Raw genomic sequence first — 22141 nt, forward strand, 5'->3', positions numbered from 1 at the left:
TTAACGCCACCTGTTCCTTCTTAACGATTTTTCACCGATTCTTTGGCTTCTCGGTGTAATTGTCGAGCAATCCGAAACATTTCGCTACCATTGTGTAAATAGTTTTCATCGTAGCTGGTGGGGAAATAACCTAATTCATCTAAACCGTCACTAATTTGATTTAAGCAGTAATATAAATGGGCTGCTACCCTGGCCATGCTAGCAGGATTGGGTCGGGAACGAAAACTTTTTTGAGCGCTGGTTAAATGGTCACGACACAAATCCAAGTAATCCTGAAAGGCTTCTAATAAATCATCATCATAGGGGTCTGCTTCCAGTTTTTCAATTTGAGACTTTAAGGATTTCAGTATTTTGGTAATTACCCGATTGACTGGTTGATAAACCAAACGCATCCACTCTTCAATTAATGCGTCCTCGTCTTTCCCCGATTTCCGGGTGACATGCTGTTTTTGGCGAGTTTCTGTGGCACACTGCTGATAATACTCTGCTTCAGCTGCCAAATTTCCATTGTTTTGCTGCAAACGCAGTATGTTATCATATCTCCGCCGCCGATGAACATCTCCTAAAACTTCATAGGCTGCGTTAATCTCAATGATTTGTTCGCTATTGGCATCATCGGGATTAATGTCGGGATGAAATAACTTGACTAACCGACGATAGGCTTGCTTTATTTCCTCCTGACTAGCATTCGGCTCAATTCGTAAAGTTTTGTAATGATTTGCTTCAGACATTAACAACTAAGTAGGTGGAAATAAACAGCAGGCTTCGATCTGACCCATAAAATTATAAGGTATGGGGATTGGCTATTCGCTTAACCCTTGGGGAAGGAACTTCCTATACTTTGCACGCTGATATATTTCTCTCTTGTTTTGTTGACGGTTGACGGGTGACAGCTGGTCTTGAAACATGAACCATCGAAACAAAAACCTCAGTTTGTGAACTTGGAAAGTATAGCTGCAATTTTTCTCACTCCCTATCTATAAGCTTACCTGACCTAACTATCAAAACCTATACAATAGACCACATAATATGGTTTGACTTTGAGGTCAATACATTTAAGCAATTTGGGAAGTTTCCGAAAGGGAAGGGGAAAATACCTGTGTTTCCCACTTGTATCCCCATCACTCTTGAGTAACGGGTTAATTTCCCCACTACTCCCTATTCCCCACTCCCTAATCCCTACAAAGTTCAGGGATGGGTGAGAAATATGGTTTACAAGTCTTGAAACAAGGGTGTACTTAAGTACCTTTCGCCAAAACTTGGTTGAATCATCACGATTAATTTTCCCTGATTTTCCGGACGTTTCCCAATTTGAATGGCGGCAAATAAGGCCGCACCACTGGAAATTCCCGACAGTAGTCCCTCTTCCCGTGCTAACCTGCGACCATAGGCGATCGCGTCATCATCACTAACGGTAACTACTTCGTCGATGATTTGCCGATTCAAAACTTGGGGTACAAATCCAGCGCCAATCCCTTGGATTTTGTGGGGTCCTGGTCTTCCCCCCGACAGTACCGGACTATTAGCTGGTTCAACGGCGATCGCTTGAAATTCCGGTTTGCGACTTTTAATTACTTCTGCTACCCCGGTAATTGTCCCCCCTGTCCCGACCCCGGCAATCAATATATCAACTTTACCATCGGTATCTGCCCAAATTTCTTCTGCTGTCGTTTTTCTGTGAATTTGCGGATTTCCTGGGTTACGAAATTGTTGCAACATATATGCGTGGGGAGTCGTCTCTACAATCTCCTGGGCACGACGAATTGCACCGCTCATCCCCTCAATTCCGGGAGTTAGCTCTAATTCTGCCCCATAGGCCCTTAACATAGCCCGTCGTTCGCTGCTCATTGTCTCCGGCATGGTGAGAATTAATTTATACCCTTTGGCAGCCGCCACCATTGCCAAGGCGATTCCCGTATTCCCCGATGTTGGCTCCACGAGGACAGTTTTCCCCGGAGAAATTAACCCTTCCGCTTCTGCTTCATTAATCATATTCATCCCGATGCGGTCTTTTACCGAAGCCGCAGGATTCATACTTTCGAGTTTAACGACAATTTGAGCCTCACATCCCTCTGCTTGGGGAATCCGGTTTAGTTGTACCAGGGGTGTACGACCAATTACTTCTGTAATATTACGGGCAATGTGCATGATTTTGGATTTTGGATTACTCTTCGGTCGATCCGCGCTACGCGCGTCTATGGATTTTGGATTGTCTATCAATTAAAATTGACCAGAAAATTTTGATTTGACTTATACATAGTGATCTATCTCTTCTGTGTGAAAAGACGCACTAAGTGCATCTACGGGAAGTCGTGTGTAGCACATTTACGGATAGATTATGTAAACGCTGACACTTTGAGGGTTGAAAACGGTTTTTAATATCACACACTGACAACTAATGGGGACAATTATGACAATATCGTCGCTGCTATTTTTTGCATCAAATATAGTACATAATATCTAACTGTTGACGTGAGTTTCTTTTTTCGCAAATATCCGCAAGGGTATATTTTTTTAAAACAAGATTTGCATTTTCCCTGACTTCAGTCCAAATCTCTTCCAGAATGGCTTGATCAGCAGAGGGGGATTTTACCTGATCCTCGCATTTATGTACATCTATCCCTTCCAAGCAGACTAACACATCAAATAGGTTAATTTTCCAAGGTTCCTGTGCTAATAAATAACCCCCCTTAGATCCACGTACACTTTTGACTAAACCACCTCTACGTAAGGTTGCTAGTAATTGCTCCAAATAACGGTCAGGTATATTTTTTTGGACTGCTATTTGACGAATTTGTAAAGGTTCCCCACTTTCATAGTGGGTTGCTAGCTCCAAAAGGGCTAAAATTGCGTATTCTGATTTACACGATAGTTCCACAAGCGAGAAAATTTTTAGTAGTGAGTAGGGAGCAGGGAGTAGTGAGTAGGATACAGGACTTCGGAGTATTTTCATTTGCATTGATGTCAAACTCGAAAAAAGTTCTTTTTTCTACTGTTGTCTTTTGCATTGAGATTCTCCTATCCTGAAATTTCTCACAAACTCCTAAAACTTTAAGTGAGTACGGAGTAGGGACGACCCGTCGGGTCGTCTGTACAGGGAGTAGTAGGAAAATCAACCTGTTACATAAGGTTGATCACTCCCTTGCTCAAAATGCAGGCTATGCTGTCTGGACAAAGCAAAGAATTAACAGCTAAGTTTACTTCTTACATGATGGCTATTTATAAGTTTTCTCAATATAAGTAATTCCAGTTGGTTTTAACTCCCAAAACGATATAACACTATATAGTATACTCCGGTTCTCCACCGGGGTTTGCTTATTTGCATCAAAAAATCAAAAAACCCCACTGAATGTGGGGTTTTTCCGACTTAATCTATATTTTAATTGACATGTTCACAACTTAGAAGGTGAAAGTTGTCCGCAAAGTACCAATCACAGCATCATCGTTTTCGTTACTTTGACCAGGTGCAGTTAACCAAATCACACCGGGAGTAATGGAGATGTTGTCGTTCACGCGATACTTGTAGAACCCTTCAACGTGGTAGGGAACGCTACGCTGTCCTCTACCACCTTGGGATAGGGCATAGGGTTGCGCACCAGCAAAGATACCCAGTACGTTACCTTTCTTACCAAAGTCGGGTAATGCGACTCCCGCACCGTAGCTCCATGCTTCAAAGTCATCATTTCGACCATAACCAGTCACATCATGGTAGGAAACGAAACCACTGATGGATAGTCTGTCGCTGGGACGGAAGGCAGCAGATAAACCGTAGGAATTACTGGATGCAGCTTGGGGAATACCTTGGCTGTTAACGCCTCGGATCAGGTTGGCTTGGGATGTTCCCACTACACCCACACCATTGCCAATTAGACGACCACCGTCAAAAATGGCACTACCTGCACCATGATAACCGTGTACGTAGGTGGCAGCTAAACCGATGCGATCGCCAAGATTAAAGTTTAATTGACCCAGAGCAGCATAATCGCCGTTGAATAGACCTGTTCCCCGTTCAGTTGCTGTACCGGGGTTGCTTGCTTCTGAACCTAAGAAACCAACGGTGACGGAGCTAGGACGGAGAATACCGCCACCTTTACCAAGGTTGAAGGTCAATGCGCCACCTGCACCGCCACCAATTCGGTAGATGGGACTTTCTGAGGCAAAGGCTGATAGGGCACCGTTACCACCGTCGAAGTCTTCAAAGAAGGGGTTGTTGGTGGCAGCGTAGTCACTGTGGATCCCACCAGCAGCAGCGATGTAGGCTTGCACCCGCTCACCAAATGGCATGTAATAAGCTAACCAATCGAGGGTGACGTTGTTGTTACCGGTATCTCCGATATTAAAGGTTTGGGTTCCTTCAAAGCTATTTAATGCCCCGTTTAGGGTTGTAGCGTTACCTGCTGCTAAACGAGTTTGCAATACATCTTTTCCAGTGAAGCTGGTTTGGAGGTTTAAACGTACCCGATTTTGGAGAACGGTGTTGTTTTTGACATCATCTTTGATGACGTTACCCTGGGCATCGCGCACTAGTAGACCTGTGGCAGGGTTAACACGAGCAACCTTCCCACCACCGAAGTTATCAGTGACAGCAAAAATCGCTTCACCGACTAACTTGGTTGTAGTGGAGAACTGGTTGGCTTCCAACTCCGCAGTCCGTGCTTCGAGAGCATCTACCCGACCGCGTAGGGTGGCCAATTCTGCGGAAAATTCTTCCTGGAGGCGTTGTAAGGTGGCTAAATCTTCCTTAGTCACCAGGTCTGCGGTGGCTGTAGCAATTAACTCGTTTACCCGGTCTAAACAAGCATTCAAACCAGCCGCGAATTCATAACGGGTGAGAGCGCGATTTCCGCGATAGGTTCCATTGGGATAACCAGCAATACAACCATACCGCTCTACAAGGGATTGTAGTGCTTGGAATGCCCAGTCGGTGGGCTGAACATCGGAAAACTGAGATACCGATGTCACCTGACCTTGGGAGTTACCGTTTCGACCTTCGGATGCGTACCGATTAACTTGGTCAAGTACGTTGACTTCAGTTTGGGGTTGGGCTTGAGCTATTATTTGCGATGGTTGGGGTGCGCTAGCTTCCTTTACTTCGGTTGATTCTGGTTGCGAGAATTCAACACCAGAAGTTTCTGGTTGAGCTGCGCTGGGAGCTGCGATCGCTGAAGTAGAAACCAAAATGGTCGCGCTGAGTACTGCGGGACTAACTATTAGGGATTTCCACAAGATATTTGACATCTTTTTCTATTCTCCTCACACCTTGTGTAGACTTCTTTTGTTGCTATAACGAAAGCTATATTAACCATCGTTACCGTTAGCTGGTGAATTTAGGTCTTGATTCTGTTTTACTACAGTTTTAGTTTTAGCAACACTAAAATAACTAAATTATAATCAACCCATTTGGTTGAGGTGGTTAAATTATGCAAATGAATTGCTTCATAACTTAACACTATCAAACACTTTTTTGAAAGAGAACACAAAATTATTTTGTTCGCTATCTCAAGTGTCACACCACAACCTGCTATTCGCTATCTGGGGTGAACCCTTAACTACATAGACACCTATCTGTTGGATAGGGTTCCACTGTTTTCAAATTTTGAGACCAATCATTGAATTTTGAATATAGCATTATCAGCCCTGGAGAGTACATCGGCATTTGCAGTTTTTTTTGCTTCTTTGTGCGACCTCTGTTTCATCCTTCCTGAACCATAGTCAAAGAGCATCCGGAAAACTACTGAATTGCGGAGATGATTTTTGCCAAATCAAAGTCTTTCTGGGTTAATCCACCCGCATCGTGGGTCGTCAAAACAATACTGACTTTGTTATAGGAAATTGATATATCTGGGTGATGTCCTGCGGCTTCTGCTGGTTCAACTAGTTTATTTACAAATGCGATCGCTTCGAGAAAATCGGCAAATTTTTTATCTAGTTGCAGTTGGGAACCTTTGACCTGCCAATCCGTCAAGCTAGCTGCGCGATCGCGAATTTCATTTTCACTCAGTAATTCTGCCATAGTTGTCACCTCTATACATCAAAAAGTCAATAATCCAGGACTTATGTACAAACCGCCTATTCGCTGCCGCCTGTATTTTTAATGTAGCCTTGAAAGTGTGAGCATAGACAAGCAGTTTTCTCCATAAATGGATTAAATTTGACTATTTCTACTATTAATAATAATGTTCAGGTGCTACCCATGATACCACCAGAACTTCCCTTGGTTAATTTTCTCGCTCTAGCTGCTATGCCCAGTCAGTAACCACACAAAAAACGAAATAAATTACAGTCATTGTGAGGGAAGCGCAGCAATCCCAACTGTTGCAATTGTCTCTCTACAATCAGCCCCACAAAGCCTGTCTACATGTCGCTCCACAACATTCAATTTGGACATTGTGTAATTAATTATCTTGAAATACCTATCATTTTTGGTGAGAGTTGATACATTTAGAGAGGCCGGGGAGAAAAATAGTAGTCAAATTTTCGTGAAATGGGATGATAACTCTGTTGTCTTTATCATCCATGAACGCATTTTTTTGATTTGTTAAGTTGAAATTCATAAAAGTATCAATAAAGACTGAATCTTCATAGCAAAAACACAATTACCTCCTGATTTTCCCTGATAAAGTTTGTTACAACAGAATAAATATTAGGTTTATTTTATACAGTAAAATGCGAATATTACATATCCTGAATCATGTTCAAGAAATTGGTAATGGGATCGTTAATGTTGCAGTTGATTTAGCATGTTTGCAGTCACAGAGTGGTCATGATGTGGCGATTGCATCGGCTGGGGGAGAATATGAAGGGTTGCTGATGCGCAAGGGTGTAAAACATTTTCATCTTAACCAGAAGCGATCGCCATTAAATTTATTGCGTGCAGTTCAAGGATATCAGCAAATTATCGCTAGTTTTCAGCCAGATATCGTTCATGCTCACATGATGACAGGAATAGTTCTAGCTCGCACCCTCAAAGTATCTGCTGACTATACAATTGTTTCCACTGTCCATAATGAATTTCAACGTAGTGCAATTCTTATGGGATTAGCAGATCGGGTGATTGCCGTTAGCCAAGCCGTCGCAGACTCGATGGCAAGGCGAGGTGTTCCCAAAAGTAAGTTGCGAGTTGTATCTAATGGTACATTAGACAGCCATCGACGTAAAAGTGTAAAAGAATATACACCTGCTTGTCTTCATCACCCGGCAATTGTCACAGTTGCTGGATTGTATACTCGTAAAGGAATTAGTGGGTTAATAGAGGCATTTGCTTTAGTTAATCAGGTATTTCCAGACGTACATTTATATATTGTGGGTAATGGTCCAGACCGGGAAAAATTTATCCAGCAAGCGCGTCAAAAGGGGGGATATATCAACAACCATATCCACTTTGAGGGTTTTCAATCCGAACCGCAAAAGTATATGTTAGCGGCGGATATTTTCGTGTTAGCCTCCCACAAAGACCCTTCTCCCCTAGTTATCCCGGAAGCAAGGGAAGCGGGGTGTGCAATTATTGCTACGAATGTGGATGGTATTCCCGAAGCTCTGGATTATGGAGAAGCGGGAATTTTGATTGAACCGAAGAATCCCCAAGTCTTAGCAGAAGCATTAACAGATTTACTTACTAGTCCGGAGAAATTACAAGATTGGCGAAGAAAAGCCCAGCAAAACTTAGAACGCTTACAGGTACAACGGGTCAATACGGAAACCATGCAAATATATGCGGAATTATTGGCAGGTACAAGGGATTTATCTGGGAAATTAGGGGTGATTTAGTAGAGACGACCCGTTGGGTCGTCTTTACAAGGAGTAGAAACAACCCGTTGGTCGTCTTTACAGGGAGTAGGGAGAGACGCGATATATCGCGTCTGTACGGGAGTAGTAGGAAAAACAACCCATAGCTCAACCCTGATCACTCACTCGTGAGAAATACAGGTTTATAATAGAGCCGCTACGAACGCTACTAGCTAACTTTCTTTACTCATCAAAAATTAATGTGGTAGACCTACATACCACAAACCCAAATAAATGTTTCCTGTTTCCTATTCCCCATTAAATGGTTTTCATCGCTTCCAGGACTTGTTGGGAAATAAAAGGTAAAATTTCCCGATTTTGAGCAGATTCTTTACCTTCGGTGAATACCACCAATAAATAGGGTTGGATACCAGGAACTTCGATGTAAGCTGCGTCATGACGAACTTGACTTGTCCATCCAGCTTTTGACCACAGATTCGCATCCGTTGGTAATCCTCCCCCTAAAAATCCTGTAACTTGGTTTTCTTCTACGTCTTGGGGTAGGTTTTCCGGATTGGTGCTGCGTTGAAGTAATTTCATCATTAACTGCGATCGCGTGCTGGATACGGCAACTCCACCGACAATACTGTGTAATAATCTGGCTGTGGCGTTGGTGGTCAGCATATTGCGATTTTCAAACATTTGACCATAAAAAATGCGATCGCGTCCGTAGGGACCATCCCCCCAAGTTTTTTGACAAACGTTGATACCTTCTAGTTCCAACCAATTGAGGGATTGGTAGTAGCGGTTAATAATATTGCGTTGGTATTTCCAGGTTTCAAAGGGTGCTGATGGCAATTCTGGACCAGATGTGGTGCCACTGAGTATATCAACAACTAAACTGGTGGCATCGTTACTGGATTCAACAATCATATCCCGTAATGCCCGTTCCAGTTCCGGTGTATCCTGAGTCATTCCCTTATCTAACCATTCGTGGGCTGCTACCAGATAAAATATTTTAACTATACTGGCTGGATAAATCCGCTCGACTCCACGATAGCTAAATCCCCGAACTGGATGCTGCCAAAAAACATCCGGTGTTAGTGCCCCACCAGTATTTACTATTACAGGAGAATCGTAGACAATCCAAGTCATTGCCACCTGATTTTGTCCCAGGATGGGAAATTTTGCCCAGGTTGCAGCTAAAACTTCCTGTCCAAGTTGCTCGATTTGTGCATCTGCTGCGAAAAAGTTCATAGTTAGTAACTAGCCTATAATTTTAATTTAGAATGGTTGTCAATTCTCAAATCCTAAAATTGCATACTCAAGCATACCAGTGTCAAGCTGACTTGAATATCTACGATTCTCCGGAGTGCAAAAGCCTTGCAACCCAAGCTGCAAAGGGGAGACATTTGTACATCACCAATATGGACAACGAAACTGCGATCCAAGTTTGTTTGTGTGCTGATGGTTATCCTGGATGGGTATCACGACAAGATTTAGGACTATTACAAGTTGCTACTGTAGCGTATCAAGTCCAATCATTGACAACAGAGGAGATTAAAAATCGTCTTCCCCAGGTAATTCATTTCACCCACCAAGCTATGTCCCAACCCAATTATTACCTGTGGGGGGGGACTGTTGGTCCAAATTACGATTGTTCGGGGTTAATGCAAGCTGCATTCGCATCGGTGGGAATTAATTTGCCGCGAGATGCTTACCAGCAGGAGGCTTTTTTAGAACCTATCCCCATCTCGGATTTACAACCTGGGGACTTAGTATTTTTTGGTACTCCCCAAAAAGCCACCCATGTGGGATTGTATTTGGGTGATGGTAAATATATCCATAGTTCCGGTCGAGAACAGGGTCGCAATGGTATTGGTATTGATATCCTCTCGGAACAAGGTGATAGGGTCAGTCAGTCGTATTACAAACAACTGCGCGGTGCAGGACGTGTTGTTCGGGTGTTTATTCCATAATTAGGGAATGGGGAGTCGGGAATCGGGAGCAGTACAAGAAATATCTAGGTGCAAAGTACTATTAACTCCCTACAGGTTTAATTATGGGTTTTCCCCTGAAGGACTAACTTGAAAATTCTTCTACTGTTTTCTGTCTCCTGTTCCCTGTTTTCTTTGATCGATGAGTAGGTAAGAATTAATATGCGGAGTGGGTTATTCAAGAGTGGTGTGAGTTCCGAACAAAATGAACTATCTGTTGCTGTTCCCGATGTATCGGTTGTTGCACCTGTTTACAATGAAGTTGAAAGCATCCCCCATTTATTAGATGCGATCGCTGCGACTTTTAAAGGTACGGATTTCAGTTACGAAATTATTCTGGTTGATGATGGTTCGACGGATGGTTCGGCTCAATTATTAAAACAATTTGCTAGCCAACGTCATGATGTCAAAGCGATTATTCTCCGACGTAATTACGGGCAAACGGCTGCAATGGCTGCGGGCTTTAATTATGCCCAAGGTAGTATAATTATCACCCTGGATGCGGATTTACAAAATGATCCGGCTGATATCCCTATTCTAATTGCCAAGTTAGATGAAGGTTACGATTTGGTCAGTGGTTGGCGCAAAAATCGCCAAGACGGTGCTTTACGGCGACTTTTACCCTCCAAAATCGCCAATTGGCTGATTCGTCGGATTACGGGGGTACGTATCCATGATTATGGTTGTTCCCTCAAAGCTTACCGTGCGGAATTGGTAGCAGATATGAATTTATATGGGGAATTACACCGATTTTTGCCGGCTCTTGCTTATATTGAAGGGGCACGTATCACCGAAATACCCGTCCGTCACCACCCACGTCGCTTCGGTAGTAGTAAATACGGTCTAGCAAGAACTTTTCGTGTGGTCATGGATTTAATGACCATTGCCTTCATGAAAAAATTCCTCACCCGACCGATGCATGTATTTGGATTACTTGGTTTAGGATCAATGATTTCCGGAATTTTCATTGGTTTTTATCTCACCTTTATTAAATTTGGTTTGGGTGAAAATATCGGCGATCGCCCTTTGTTAATATTAGCTGTATTAATGTTTGTTACAGGTGTCCAGCTATTTTGTTTTGGCTTACTTGCCGAATTACTGATGCGTACCTACCACGAATCCCAAGGTCGTCCAATTTACCGGGTTCGCGAAGTTATCAGTCAAAATGGTAAATAATGGTAAACCCGGATTTCTGATAAAACCTGAAAACTTTTAGGGAGTAGGGAGATTTGACTTTGAAGTTGATACCTGATGGGAAACTTAAGTTATTACCCATTAAAGTTGTATATTCACTACTTTTAATGAATGACAGTTAACACCTACCGCAGTCCGAGGGGGATTTGTGAAATTTTACATGTAGGGTTGTTAACGGTTGACGGTTGACAGTCACCAGTCATCAGTCAACGGCACGCTATTTTTCACTACTTAAATCGGATGGCGATAATAGTCTATTCCCTACTCCCTACCTGGACTTTTTACTCCGCTCCAGCAATGGGAGCAAAACCTTGGCGTTGAATATTCTCTGTAATTGTATGGGGTTCAAGGAATTGCAGGAGGTAATCTGGACCACCAGCTTTTGAGCCAACACCAGATAACTTAAATCCGCCAAAGGGTTGTCGAGCAACAATTGCACCAGTAATTGTCCGGTTGATATACAAGTTACCAACCTCGAAATCGGTTTCGGCGATCGCGATGTGGGAGGGGGTACGGGAATACAATCCACCGGTCAGGGCATAGTTGGTGCTGTTGGCAATATTTAATGCATCGACGAAATTTTCGGCTTTGATCACCGCAAGGACAGGACCAAATATTTCCTCTTGGGCGATTTTACCATCCCTGGGTACATCGATGAAGATGGTGGGAGGAACGAAATAACCAGTTTCGGGTACGGGTACTTCTAAAGCTAATTTGGCTTCCGTTTTACCAATGGCGATGTATTCCCGAATCCATGCTTGGGCCGTAGCATCGATAACTGGCCCCACTTTGGTACTGGGTAATTCTGCGGCTCCAACATTTAGGGATTTGGTGGCTTCAATCAGTCGTTCCACAAAGTTGTCATATACGGATTTAACCACGATGACCCGAGAACAGGCGGAACATTTTTGACCACTGTAACCAAAGGCGGATTGGACAACTCCGGCGACGGCTTGATCTAAATCGGCACTTTCATCAATAATAATACCGTTTTTACCTCCCATTTCGGCGATGACCCGTTTCATGTGTTTTTGCCCCGGTTTGAGGATGGCTGCATCGGCGTAAATGCGACAACCGACTTCCTGGGAACCGGTGAAGGCGATAATATGGGTGTCGATATGGTTTACGAGGTAGGCTCCCACCTGGGAACCTTTGCCGGGCAAGTATTGAAATACACCTTGAGGTACGCCTGCACTGACTAAAATTTCTGCTAATTTAGCGGCAATTACCGAGGAAGTCTCCGCCGGTTTGAGGATGGTGCTGTTACCTGCAACCAGGGCAGCAACGGTCATGCCACAGGCGATCGCTAGGGGAAAATTCCAGGGAGAAATGACAACGGCAATACCTCGTGGTTGGTAAATATAACGATTAGTTTCACCGAGTACGTCATAATTTACACCTGCTGCTAGCCGTTCCATTTCCTCGGCGTAGTAGCGGCAAAAATCGATGGCTTCGGAGACTTCGGCATCGGCTTCCCGGACTGGTTTGCCAACTTCCAAGACTATCCAGGCGGATAATTCGGCTCGCCGTGTTTCCATGATTTGGGCTGCTTGCCGGAGAATGTCGGCTCTTTTTTGGGGAGGGGTTTTGCGCCAACTAGGAAAGGCGGCTTTGGCTGCTTGGATGGCGGTTTCAGCTTGGTCGATGCTAGCTAGACCAATGGTACCGACGATTTCGCTGGGTTGGGAGGGGTTAACGGAATCTACAGTGTCTTGGGTGGAGACGTTTGTACCGTTAATGAGGGGTAAATAGGTTTTTCCCAGGGCTGACCGGACAGTGGCGATCGCTTGGGCTGTTTGTCTACGGGTTTCCTCGATGGAGTAATCGCTATCGGCAACACCAGTAAATCCGGTGTGGGGTGGTTGGTATTCTGTATTTATACTGGGGTCAGGTGGTGCTAAAAGTTCTTCTATGGGACGATTTTCCAAGTTTTGCCGCAGGAAGGAACTATTAGCGGTATTTTCCAATAGGCGACGAATTAAATAGGCCATTCCTGGTAATAATTCACCGTAGGGAGCATAAACTCGAACTCTGTATCCTTGAGACGCGATCGCTTTGGCCAGTTTATCTCCCATCCCATACAAGACCTGCATTTCAAAGGCTCGTCGAGGGACATTTAAAGCTTGAGCAATGGCGATCGCTTTTGCTTGGGAACGGACGTTATGGCTACCAATGGCTGTGTAAATGTATTGATGATTTTCCAGCAGGATTTGGGTAATTTTCTCAAAGTTGGCATCCGTGGCGGTTTTATCGTTGTATACTGGCTGTGGCCAGTGTTTCTGCACGGCTTTGATGGTTTCCTGGTCCCAATAGGCTCCCTTGACTAGGCGAATGGTAATGGGATAACCACGTATTTTTGCCCAATCAATTAAACCCCGTGCATCCGCTTCACTATCCCGCAGATAGGCTTGAATTGTCATCCCAATATCGGTACGGGTTTTAAATTCCTCCTCCAGGAGAATTTTTTTGAGGATAGATAGGGTAATATCCTTGTAATCATACTGTTCCATGTCAAAATGTACCGCCGCACCCAATTCTTGCGCACGTCGCAGCAAAACCCGAATTCGCTCACTCACCCGATTTTCACTACCGACTGCATCTAAAGGGTCAAACTGGGAGTAAAATGCCGTTAATTTCACGGAAACCTGGACTTTTGGCAGTAAATCCCCATCGGCTGCATCTATTTGCTCCACCACAGACCAGGATTTCGCGGCTGCGGTCAATTGCTCGATTAAATCCAAATAACGCTGTTGATAGGATTGGGCTTCTGTTTCCGTAATTACCGCTTCCCCTAGTAAATCCACGGTAAATGCCATTTTCTCCCGACGCAGGCGCTCAATAGTTTTAATTACCTGTTGAATATTTTCCCCAGCAATGTATCTATGGGCTAAAGCCTCCACGGCCGTTGTCACCGTTGTTGCCGCCACCTGTCCCGGCACGGAATCAGGGCTGGCAAAATTTAACATACTTTTCAATGCTGTAGGTAATTCTACAGATGCATCTCCTAGGTATTCCTGTAAATGGGCAGCAATTTCTGTTTTACTGCGTAAAGCTGGTAAAGCATCAATAAAGCGAAATAATTGCACCCGTAAATGGGGATTTTCCATCGTCCAAGCTAACAATTGGTCATCCAGACGGAGTTTATCCCGTAAATTGGCTAAAAAGGAACGGTTTTCTTGGGTAGATGCAAGCAGCTTTTTCGCTATTTCCTGAGTTTGGACTTCGTATGTCATCGTTTCTAAGGTTGATTGTGCCAAAAGTGGGTGGGGAATGGGGGTTGGGACAATTCATCGTTTGATGATTATCCCAGATTATCCAGTGCAGAGGAGTTTTTAGACCTATCTCCCCAATTTCTATTGTGGCTGCTCAATCCCTGGATATCCACAGTGGACATGAGAAAATTCCCCAGAAGATGTTCAGAAGGTGTCAGCATCAACCAATCGTGAAGATGGTTCTATCCCGTCTCTACACCCGATTCCCTACTCCCGAATTGGTGTTGCTGAATTTGGGTTATGATGGTTTACATTTTGTATTAAAACCACAATCGTCTCTTCGAGAAGCTACGCTACGCGCGTCTACGTAGAGACGTAGCGATGCTACGTCTCTACACAACGTCAAATTTTCAATTCATATTTGTATTCAGCAACGTCCCCAAGTTTATGATTCGAGATGGGTTCTATCCGGTCTCTACTCCCGATTCCCGATTCCCCACTCCCAAATTAATAAATTTGACTGCGGACTGGATTATCCGACTAACTTTGTGTATTACAGTTTGAGGAAGTATAATTGCTTGTTTTCTCAAATATTATTTATTGTTAATTTTTATATATATTAAGTGTGACCCGATTATGCGTCCCCGTACCGAAATGATTGAAATATTTTCCACATTTTTGCAATTTGATGGCGATCGCGCAACTGATTGGATTATGGATGGTCGGTTGCGACGGAGTATGGAGGGTAATTTACAACAGGTGACGAACCCTGGTTCGGAAGCTTTTTGGGCAACTTACTGGTATCATGTTTGGCAAAGTGCGGGAAAAGCAGATTTAGCAAAACAACATCTCAGCGCCTATTTGCAGGAAGCTTGTTTTTGGAGCGCTCGTAAAACTGCGGATACTTTTAGTAGTAGCCAGTATAGTTTACCGGATTTTTTTCAAATCGCGATCGCGAATATCGATCGGGTGTTAAAGGGGTTTGATCCGAAACAGGGATTTGTCCTCAAAAACTATGGGAGGGCTATTTTTAGCACTGTGATTCGAGAGGTATTGCGTCAGCGTCACGAAATCGATATTTGTTCATCCTGGGGGATGTTGCGCAAAATCAGCCAAAAACGGTTAGTGGAATCCCTAAAGGCTGATGGAATTGGAGAAACAACAATTCAAGCTTATGTGAATGCTTGGAACTGTTTTAAATTGATTTATGTTCCCACCCAATCTGGTAGTACCCGTCAGTTGAACCGTCCCGATGAGCAAACCTGGGAAGCTATCACTACTGCTTACAATTCCCAAACAAATTCTACAATTAATGCCCAAACTTTGGAAAATTGGTTACTTACTTGTGCTAAAGCTGCACGTAATTATTTATATCCCTCTGTGACTTCGATCAACCAAAGTAGTGGTGACGATCAAAATGAATGGTTAGATAATCTAAGTGTCAATCAACAGGAATCATTGTTAAATGAATTGATTGCAGAAGAAGAGGAAAACAAACGTCAACAACAACAACAACAAATCAATCAAATTTTAACTTCTGGAGTTGCAGATTTAGACCCCCAAGCACAGCAAATTCTCGAACTTTATTATCGTCAGGGAAAAACTCAACAACAAATCGCCCAATATCTAGAAATTCAACAATATACAGTATCTCGTCGTTTGACCCGTAGCCGTGAAGCTTTATTAAAAATATTGGCCAAATGGACTGCTACACACCTGCATATTTCCCTGGACTCCGACCTACTAAAAAGCATCAATTCCGTGATTGATGAATGGTTACAAACTTACTATAGCCATCCTGCTTGATGGGGACAGGAATCTCTGTGAAAACAGGGAAATCGCCTACATGTACTGCTGACAAAAGACGTGATATGTCCCATCTCTCGCTTGACAAGGTAGTCCCCCCGTGTGGTTTGGACACAACTAAACAAGAAAATAGTTTATTCCTCCTCCCAACTCCCAATTTACCAGGGAGAAAATCAGCCAAATTAAATATTAACTCTGTATAACCCGTTAATTTATTGATATTGAAATTAAGTATTTTAAGTATTTATATTCATTCCATTAACCCCAAACCCCACCCATGCCAATTGTATTCTGGAGTATTTGACCATGAGCGTCCAACTCAATGTATTTGATTTTGTATCCCCTAGCACGTTAATTTTGCCAATTTTACCAGAAATCAATACACGCGCATGGGATAGTAGCCAAAACCTTTCCAACCCATCTTCTCGCTATCAAGGTTATTTAAATGAACTTTGCCTGCAAGTAATTCTTTTGTGGTTACACGCAGAAATTACACCGCAAGCAAAGACAAGTTTCTGTACCACTGCTTTACCCAGCTTTTGGGAACTGGTTAATGGAACCGTAGTCGATATTGACGAACAGCGGATGGTGGTAGTTCCGCAGGAAAGTATTGATTTTAGTGAATTACGGATTCCCCAGGAATGGGTGGATATACCAGAATACATTGGTGATTATTATTTAGGGGTCTCGGTGAATCCCGATGCTAGTTATGTTTGTTTGTGGGGCTATACAACCCATGCAGCCTTGAAAAATCGTGGAAGTTATGACCCTCACACCCGTACCTATGCGATCGCCCAAACGGATCTAATTGATGATATGAGCATTTTCCCGACCGTAGGGGAATTGTGTCCCAACGAACGCACCCGAACGCAAATTATACCGCCTCCACCCCTATCTCCTACCCAGGCAGAAAATTTAATTGATCGTCTGGCCAATCCTGCAATCCTTGCTCCCCGTTTACAAGTGCCTTTTGCTACCTGGTCGTCATTAATTGCTAATGGAGGATGGCGACAAAGTTTGTACCTACGTCGTTTAGGATTACCGGAACAATTTGCAATCTTGGGGTGGTTAGAAAGGGGAGTTTCCCAATTTGCTTCCCAACTGGGATGGAGTCGATTACAACTTCAAACTGGTTTTGCTGGTGCGCGGAGTTTAGAACAAAGCCAGAACACATTAATCCTATCACGACAGTTAGCGATCGCTGGACAAAGTTACGAACTTAGAATTGTTCCCCAAACCCACAATGGGGAAAGGACTTGGCGATTTGAGTTTAGAAATGCGATCGCGGGGGGTGCAATTCCTGGAGGATTTAAATTACGATTGTTAACGGAGGATTTACAACCTTTGCCCAATAATGAGGATGTTGCTACCACTGCAACTGATTTACTCTTTGTAGAGGTGGCTTTAGCACCGAATGAGGGAATCGTGTGGGAAATAGAACCCTTACCCGAAAATTATGAGCGGGAAATCTTAAGATTTTAAAAGTGAGTGAACAAGTCGAATTCACCCCGGATTGGCAATAATTTTGATCCGCGGCAGATCAATTTTATCCCCTGATAATAAATTCATCACTTCATCAGGATGGGTAGTTTGTAGTGTCTGGAGAAAATTAATACTTGTCGTCAATAAATCATCCACATCAATCCCAGCAAAATCACTGGGATAACGGCGTAAACGGTTACTACCTTCACCGAGGAGAATCATCGCTCCCCGCACATTCTTATTACCTAGATGGTACAGGGCTACGGCAATTTGTAAAATACCTTGATAAAAGCTTTTTTCCGGTTCTAAAGCTTCAATCCACAGAGCTTCGAGGGTATCATGACAAGCGTAAAATTGCCCAGAATTAAACTGGGCTACACCTTGCCAAAATTCTGGAGGCATTTGTTCGCTCATGGCTAGACCATGCTATCGCGAACTTCTTTAATCGTTTCCAGGGAAATTTCCTGTTTATCCCCAGCGAAGTCATTGTCCGGTGTTAAAAACAACATACAATGGCATTCTTTTCGTTCCCGCATTGGTACACAGGGACAATTCCAATAAGCTGCTGCAACTTCTGCTTCCTTATCTTCGTAATGACGACAGGGACACAATGGCGCACCTAATTCATCCTTATGTTTGGCTAAACCTTCGATGACAACCGCAGTAACCGAAGGTTCAGAACAGAAGAAAGTACCTGTGCGCTTGGCATATTGCTCCGAAAAATGCCGCATTGCTTCCAGATTTTTATCGCTCGACTTGCTATTTACCTCTGATGTCATCATGGATTTGCCGCTCATAATTTAAATATTTCTTTGCATTGTACCGCAGTCTACACACCGTGATAGCGGTTAGTTTAAGCAAATTTTGCGATCGCCTTTTACTGACGGCTGATTTTACGGGTCTGTAAGTACCGAAAAATCCGTGTCCAATTATGATTTTTGGCTTTGTTGGTCGGCTAAATGTAAATCCCTCTGTTATTTCCTTCTGTCCCTATATCAGAAAGGATTGGACAAGATATTTTTACTGGAAAAATCTCCCTGATTTAGCAATTTTAAATCTTCACAAATAGCGTCAATATTTAACAATAGTTATGATTTTTCGGGAAGAATAATGATGATTTTCAATATATTCAATACAAGCTTCCTATCGTACATCCTCATTTTGCTGGAATGTCAGAATCTCGCTTGATGTAGAAGGAGTAGGGAGTGGGAATGAGCTATTTTCTTGTTGACTTGTGTCTAAACAACACAAAGGACTGATTGAAATATGGTTCGACAGAACTTCACTATAAAATTGAAAGGACTTGCGGAGTTAGGAAAAAGATGACTCATATCGATTCTCTTGTACTGGGAAATAAATGAAACTAGAATAATCGATGGTTGTAGTCCTAGTAGTCGCGACCATTGGCGTAAACGATATCACTTGTTGAAGAATCACATCTGATTCCCATAGGGATTTCCCCATTAAGTAGGTGGGTGGTAAAAATTGTCGTTGAGATCAGGGAATAGAGACGACCCGTCGGGTCGTCTCTTTACAGGGAGAGACGCGATATATCGCTTCTGTATGGAAGTAAGGCTTTGAGCCGAATGATTGATTACGTTGCTGTTTTATGTTTACTTGCACCTACCTACTTAGTAAATGGTCTTGTGTCTTTTTGGCTAGGATATTGAGATGAAAAAAATACGGTTAAGAGTTGCAATTATCATAATTACAGCATTCATTTATCTGGTATTGATACCGCCCCAACAAGCCCTATCTACACCAATATATCTACCCATTGCCCTATTGCGTCAGCACCACGAAATATCTGGTGTGTTACGCTACCATTCCCAAACATCTGTACGTGACAATACGGGTCATGCATGGCAGATAATCCTATTTCAGCAATTGCAGCAGGGTGTAACCAACCCAAGATTTCATCTCCGTTTAGTTGGTTTTCCTGGTGTATTTGAGTTTCTCCATCCCCGGAATTTAGAAATTAGCACTGCCCAAGGTAAAATATTAACTGCCGAGGATGTTTATACTACAGATAATGCCCCCGCAACAAATGTTGGTGAATATTTATTTAGCGATATTTTGGAGAAACTTCCCACCACTAATGAATTGCAATTACGTCTTCCAGTGACAAATAGTAATCCCCTAATTTTAAAAATACCTGAGAATATTGTCGCGGAGTGGCAATTATTAGTGTCTGAGTTTAAATAATATAACAGGAGCAGGGGTCGGTCTGCGATCGCCTGCATGAAATTAAATCGCTTAAATTTCCACATTAGTTTGTAGTTGCGCTAATTTTTGTAGCTTGCTTCCTGTGACAGGGAATGAAGACGCTTATCGCAAGCGAAACACTACGCTAACACCGATAGCGCTATAGGCGAAGCCTTCTCACGAAGTAGCACAACTACCATCTAAATGTGATATGTATTCTACCTGGTCATTGCCTGTAGAATCAAAAAATATGAAACAAAGCAATTGATTCAAGTACCAAAAATGCAATATCAGGAGTGAAAATAAATTTTTGTTACCAACCCAGGTATTCCCTAAACCGATTCCGGTAATCTAGTTTTGAGCTTTAAACAATTACTACCATCAAGTTGCAACTGATACTCAACCTTGTCCATCAACCGATTCATAATCAACCAACCATAGCCACCTTCTTGCTTATCGCTGGGGTCAGGAGCAAAATAATTTGATAAATCATATCCCTCTCCCTGATCCCACACTTCCAGGGCTAAATCCCGATCCTGTAGTTCAACACGAATCAACACAGGAATAGCTGGTTGTTCTTTGTGGGCGTGGCGAACAACGTTAGAATAGGCTTCAACTAAAGCTAAACGCAGACGACTAGATTGACGCGGCCAATCCACAGACTGTCCTAATTCTAATTTCAGACATCCTAGCAGCCAATCCTCAACAATTGTTAAAAATTTTAAATCGCTGGGTATGTGTAACTCAGTTCTCATCATTTTTAAAACACCTCAAGGGAAAGAATAGTTTGGTCGTCTTCTTGGATATCGCTATCAGCTTGAATTTGGGCAAGTAATTTTTCTAAACATAACGTGGGTGGTTGTTGTTTCAACAACTCCCACAACCCCTCTGGTCGCAACATCAAACGTTGCGGTACGGAGCCATTAAATTTACCATTTCGATTGCTATAGGATGGTGTGATCATCGCTTCGGTGACACCATCGCTTGCGAGTAATAATGCATCTCCTGATTGCAAAGTTAAGGTGTCAATATCTGCTTTCCATTCCCGCTTGATTCCCAAGGGAATACCGCGTGTTTTCAGATATATTGGATGTTCCGAAGTTGATGGATGACGAGACCAACATAAAGGATAAATATGTCCAGCATTAGCACAAACTAATTCTTTTGTTGTCGGTGTATAACGAACTAAAACTAGGGTAATAAAACAGTTATTGGTCATTAAATCATCGAATAATGCCAAATTGAGATTGGCCATAACTCGATTCGGTGACGGAGGGTTCTCTTGGGATAATTCCCGACGCAATACTGAAATCACACTAGCCATAAATAGAGCTGCGGGAACACCCTTACCGGAAACATCCCCCACTGCTAACCATAAATCCCCTTTAGGATGGGAAAACACTTCAAAAAAGTCTCCCCCCACCTCCCGTGCTGGAAAACAACAGGCTTGTACTTTGGCTGATTTTATTTCTGGTAAACTTTGACGCAGCAGGTTGTTTTGGATTTGTCGAGCGACTTCCAATTCAGTGCTAATTTGTTTTTGTTTTTCTTGTAAGCTTTGATATAACTTGGCTTGGGACAAAGCTAAGGAAGCTTGTTCCGCAACACCAGCAATCAATTGCACATCTTCCTTTTGCCAAGGACGTGAACGTTCGTGCTGACACAATACCAACACCGCAAGTAACTGTTGTTGATAGGTTAATGGCACTACTAATCCGTGTCCAGTCCGATCATCATAAACACTGGATAGGTTATACTGTCGGCTTTCGAGGATTTTGGCAATTAAATCGCTCGAATCGAAGCTACACTGACCATGAACTTGACGGGACTGATGATCAACAAATTCCTCCAATGATGGTTGATTGCCTTCGATTGGCCTTAATAAACAACAGGTAGCTTCAAAACTCTCGCCAATTGTGGCCACGATTTTTTCCAACATACTGCGGTAATCCAAGGACTCACGAATCGCCGTCGTCACCACATTAAATAAAGATTCCCGTCGTAAAGCCAACTGCAATTCTTGGGTTCTTTTTTTGACGACACGATAGGTATCGGTAGCCTGCTCAACTACAGTACGTAATCTGTCTGGTTTCCAAGGTTTGGTTATATACTTAAAAACCTGTCCGGAATTAATGGCATCAACTAAATCTTCAACATCAGTAAAACCTGTTAATAAAATGCGAATTGTATCTGGAAACCGCTCCACCGTCAGGCTGAGGAATTCGGTTCCATTCATTTCGGGCATTCGTTGGTCAGAAATTATGACCGCCATCTCCCCTTCCTGATCCAAGATTTCCAGCGCACTGAGCGCATTATTGGCGCGGAAAACTTGAAAATCACGCCGAAAGGTGCGGTAGAGTAATTCGAGATTGTCTAACTCGTCATCTACCACCATCAGCTTTAGTTTTTCTGCCCCCGTATCAGTCATATTTGACTTTTAAATTGTTTTTCATAAATTTGGCAGTAGGCATTGTATACAGCAATACTTCTGATCCAAGCGACAGAACACAACAATCCAAA

General features: G+C 43.0%; 17 protein-coding genes. 6 read left to right on the top strand and 11 right to left on the bottom strand.

Annotated features, from left to right (window positions below; all coding sequences use genetic code 11):
* Positions 1-20 precede the first annotated feature (20 nt).
* From CDC37_RS23195 to CDC37_RS23215, 5 genes are all read right to left on the bottom strand, one after another.
* Positions 21-731: a J domain-containing protein gene (locus tag CDC37_RS23195; RefSeq protein WP_096625542.1), complete on the bottom strand. Its 711-nt coding sequence runs from the start codon at positions 729-731 to the stop codon at positions 21-23.
* Between the two features lie 481 nt (positions 732-1212).
* Positions 1213-2148 carry a cysteine synthase A gene (gene cysK / locus CDC37_RS23200; RefSeq protein ID WP_096625544.1) on the bottom strand — a complete coding sequence of 312 codons (936 nt, stop codon included), beginning with the start codon at positions 2146-2148 and terminating at the stop codon, positions 1213-1215.
* 292 nt (positions 2149-2440) lie between these two features.
* Positions 2441-2878: an RrF2 family transcriptional regulator gene (locus CDC37_RS23205; protein ID WP_096625546.1), complete on the bottom strand. Its 438-nt coding sequence runs from the start codon at positions 2876-2878 to the stop codon at positions 2441-2443.
* Between the two features lie 521 nt (positions 2879-3399).
* Positions 3400-5238: an iron uptake porin gene (locus CDC37_RS23210; RefSeq protein ID WP_096625548.1), complete on the bottom strand. Its 1839-nt coding sequence runs from the start codon at positions 5236-5238 to the stop codon at positions 3400-3402.
* 493 nt (positions 5239-5731) lie between these two features.
* Positions 5732-6013: a 4a-hydroxytetrahydrobiopterin dehydratase gene (locus CDC37_RS23215; protein WP_096625550.1), complete on the bottom strand. Its 282-nt coding sequence runs from the start codon at positions 6011-6013 to the stop codon at positions 5732-5734.
* A gap of 653 nt (positions 6014-6666) precedes the next feature.
* Here CDC37_RS23215 and CDC37_RS23220 point away from each other — a divergent pair.
* Entirely contained in the window at positions 6667-7767 is a 1101-nt protein-coding gene (locus CDC37_RS23220; protein ID WP_096625552.1) for a glycosyltransferase family 4 protein, read from the top strand.
* Positions 7768-8043: 276 nt separating this feature from the next.
* On the opposite strand, the gene CDC37_RS23225 is transcribed toward CDC37_RS23220, so the two are convergent.
* On the bottom strand, positions 8044-8982 hold the full coding sequence (locus CDC37_RS23225; protein WP_096625555.1) for a serine hydrolase: 939 nt from the start codon (positions 8980-8982) through the stop codon (positions 8044-8046).
* 32 nt (positions 8983-9014) lie between these two features.
* Here CDC37_RS23225 and CDC37_RS23230 point away from each other — a divergent pair, with 32 nt between their 5' ends.
* Both CDC37_RS23230 and CDC37_RS23235 read left to right on the top strand, forming a co-directional pair.
* Positions 9015-9704, top strand: coding sequence for a C40 family peptidase (locus CDC37_RS23230; protein ID WP_096625557.1), 690 nt, complete (start codon positions 9015-9017; stop codon positions 9702-9704).
* Positions 9705-9884: 180 nt separating this feature from the next.
* Positions 9885-10898, top strand: coding sequence for a glycosyltransferase family 2 protein (locus tag CDC37_RS23235; protein ID WP_096625559.1), 1014 nt, complete (start codon positions 9885-9887; stop codon positions 10896-10898).
* A gap of 299 nt (positions 10899-11197) precedes the next feature.
* On the opposite strand, the gene pruA is transcribed toward CDC37_RS23235, so the two are convergent.
* On the bottom strand, positions 11198-14149 hold the full coding sequence (pruA, locus tag CDC37_RS23240; protein ID WP_096625561.1) for an L-glutamate gamma-semialdehyde dehydrogenase: 2952 nt from the start codon (positions 14147-14149) through the stop codon (positions 11198-11200).
* Positions 14150-14764: 615 nt separating this feature from the next.
* On the opposite strand from pruA, the gene CDC37_RS23245 reads away from it, so the two are divergent.
* Both CDC37_RS23245 and CDC37_RS23250 read left to right on the top strand, forming a co-directional pair.
* Positions 14765-15934, top strand: a complete 1170-nt coding sequence (locus tag CDC37_RS23245; RefSeq protein ID WP_096625563.1) for a sigma-70 family RNA polymerase sigma factor — start codon at positions 14765-14767, stop codon at positions 15932-15934.
* A 306-nt stretch (positions 15935-16240) separates the two neighbouring features.
* Entirely contained in the window at positions 16241-17416 is a 1176-nt protein-coding gene (locus CDC37_RS23250) for a DUF1822 family protein (protein WP_096625565.1), read from the top strand.
* Between the two features lie 21 nt (positions 17417-17437).
* Here CDC37_RS23250 and CDC37_RS23255 read toward each other — a convergent pair whose 3' ends face one another.
* The gene (locus tag CDC37_RS23255) at positions 17438-17830 is read right to left on the bottom strand and encodes a DUF309 domain-containing protein (RefSeq protein ID WP_096625567.1); all 393 of its coding nucleotides are present in this window, start codon (positions 17828-17830) and stop codon (positions 17438-17440) included.
* Between the two features lie 2 nt (positions 17831-17832).
* Positions 17833-18198 (bottom strand): ferredoxin thioredoxin reductase catalytic beta subunit, encoded by a 366-nt coding sequence (locus CDC37_RS23260; RefSeq protein ID WP_096625569.1) that lies wholly within the window; start codon positions 18196-18198, stop codon positions 17833-17835.
* Positions 18199-19087: 889 nt separating this feature from the next.
* On the opposite strand from CDC37_RS23260, the gene CDC37_RS23265 reads away from it, so the two are divergent.
* Positions 19088-19621, top strand: a complete 534-nt coding sequence (locus tag CDC37_RS23265) for a DUF3122 domain-containing protein (protein ID WP_096625571.1) — start codon at positions 19088-19090, stop codon at positions 19619-19621.
* A gap of 332 nt (positions 19622-19953) precedes the next feature.
* Here the strand turns inward: CDC37_RS23265 and CDC37_RS23270 are convergent, their stop codons facing one another.
* Together CDC37_RS23270 and CDC37_RS23275 are read right to left on the bottom strand one after the other, a co-directional pair.
* Positions 19954-20376 (bottom strand): ATP-binding protein, encoded by a 423-nt coding sequence (locus CDC37_RS23270; RefSeq protein ID WP_096626585.1) that lies wholly within the window; start codon positions 20374-20376, stop codon positions 19954-19956.
* 5 nt (positions 20377-20381) lie between these two features.
* Entirely contained in the window at positions 20382-22049 is a 1668-nt protein-coding gene (locus CDC37_RS23275; protein WP_096625573.1) for a SpoIIE family protein phosphatase, read from the bottom strand.
* Between the last annotated feature and the right edge of the window lie 92 nt (positions 22050-22141).

Source organism: Calothrix sp. NIES-3974 (assembly GCF_002368395.1).
Taxonomy (GTDB): domain Bacteria; phylum Cyanobacteriota; class Cyanobacteriia; order Cyanobacteriales; family Nostocaceae; genus NIES-3974.

What these genes read in the sequence shown, in the direction of transcription:
- CDC37_RS23195 (WP_096625542.1), bottom strand. Translation starts at nt 731, where the DNA reads ATGTCTGAAGCAAATCATTACAAAACTTTACGAATTGAGCCGAATGCT.
- cysK (WP_096625544.1), bottom strand. Translation starts at nt 2,148, where the DNA reads ATGCACATTGCCCGTAATATTACAGAAGTAATTGGTCGTACACCCCTG.
- CDC37_RS23210 (WP_096625548.1), bottom strand. Translation starts at nt 5,238, where the DNA reads ATGTCAAATATCTTGTGGAAATCCCTAATAGTTAGTCCCGCAGTACTC.
- CDC37_RS23215 (WP_096625550.1), bottom strand. Translation starts at nt 6,013, where the DNA reads ATGGCAGAATTACTGAGTGAAAATGAAATTCGCGATCGCGCAGCTAGC.
- CDC37_RS23220 (WP_096625552.1), top strand. Translation starts at nt 6,667, where the DNA reads ATGCGAATATTACATATCCTGAATCATGTTCAAGAAATTGGTAATGGG.
- CDC37_RS23225 (WP_096625555.1), bottom strand. Translation starts at nt 8,982, where the DNA reads ATGAACTTTTTCGCAGCAGATGCACAAATCGAGCAACTTGGACAGGAA.
- CDC37_RS23230 (WP_096625557.1), top strand. Translation starts at nt 9,015, where the DNA reads ATGGTTGTCAATTCTCAAATCCTAAAATTGCATACTCAAGCATACCAG.
- CDC37_RS23235 (WP_096625559.1), top strand. Translation starts at nt 9,885, where the DNA reads ATGCGGAGTGGGTTATTCAAGAGTGGTGTGAGTTCCGAACAAAATGAA.
- pruA (WP_096625561.1), bottom strand. Translation starts at nt 14,149, where the DNA reads ATGACATACGAAGTCCAAACTCAGGAAATAGCGAAAAAGCTGCTTGCA.
- CDC37_RS23245 (WP_096625563.1), top strand. Translation starts at nt 14,765, where the DNA reads ATGCGTCCCCGTACCGAAATGATTGAAATATTTTCCACATTTTTGCAA.
- CDC37_RS23250 (WP_096625565.1), top strand. Translation starts at nt 16,241, where the DNA reads ATGAGCGTCCAACTCAATGTATTTGATTTTGTATCCCCTAGCACGTTA.
- CDC37_RS23255 (WP_096625567.1), bottom strand. Translation starts at nt 17,830, where the DNA reads ATGAGCGAACAAATGCCTCCAGAATTTTGGCAAGGTGTAGCCCAGTTT.
- CDC37_RS23260 (WP_096625569.1), bottom strand. Translation starts at nt 18,198, where the DNA reads ATGATGACATCAGAGGTAAATAGCAAGTCGAGCGATAAAAATCTGGAA.
- CDC37_RS23265 (WP_096625571.1), top strand. Translation starts at nt 19,088, where the DNA reads ATGAAAAAAATACGGTTAAGAGTTGCAATTATCATAATTACAGCATTC.
- CDC37_RS23270 (WP_096626585.1), bottom strand. Translation starts at nt 20,376, where the DNA reads ATGAGAACTGAGTTACACATACCCAGCGATTTAAAATTTTTAACAATT.
- CDC37_RS23275 (WP_096625573.1), bottom strand. Translation starts at nt 22,049, where the DNA reads ATGACTGATACGGGGGCAGAAAAACTAAAGCTGATGGTGGTAGATGAC.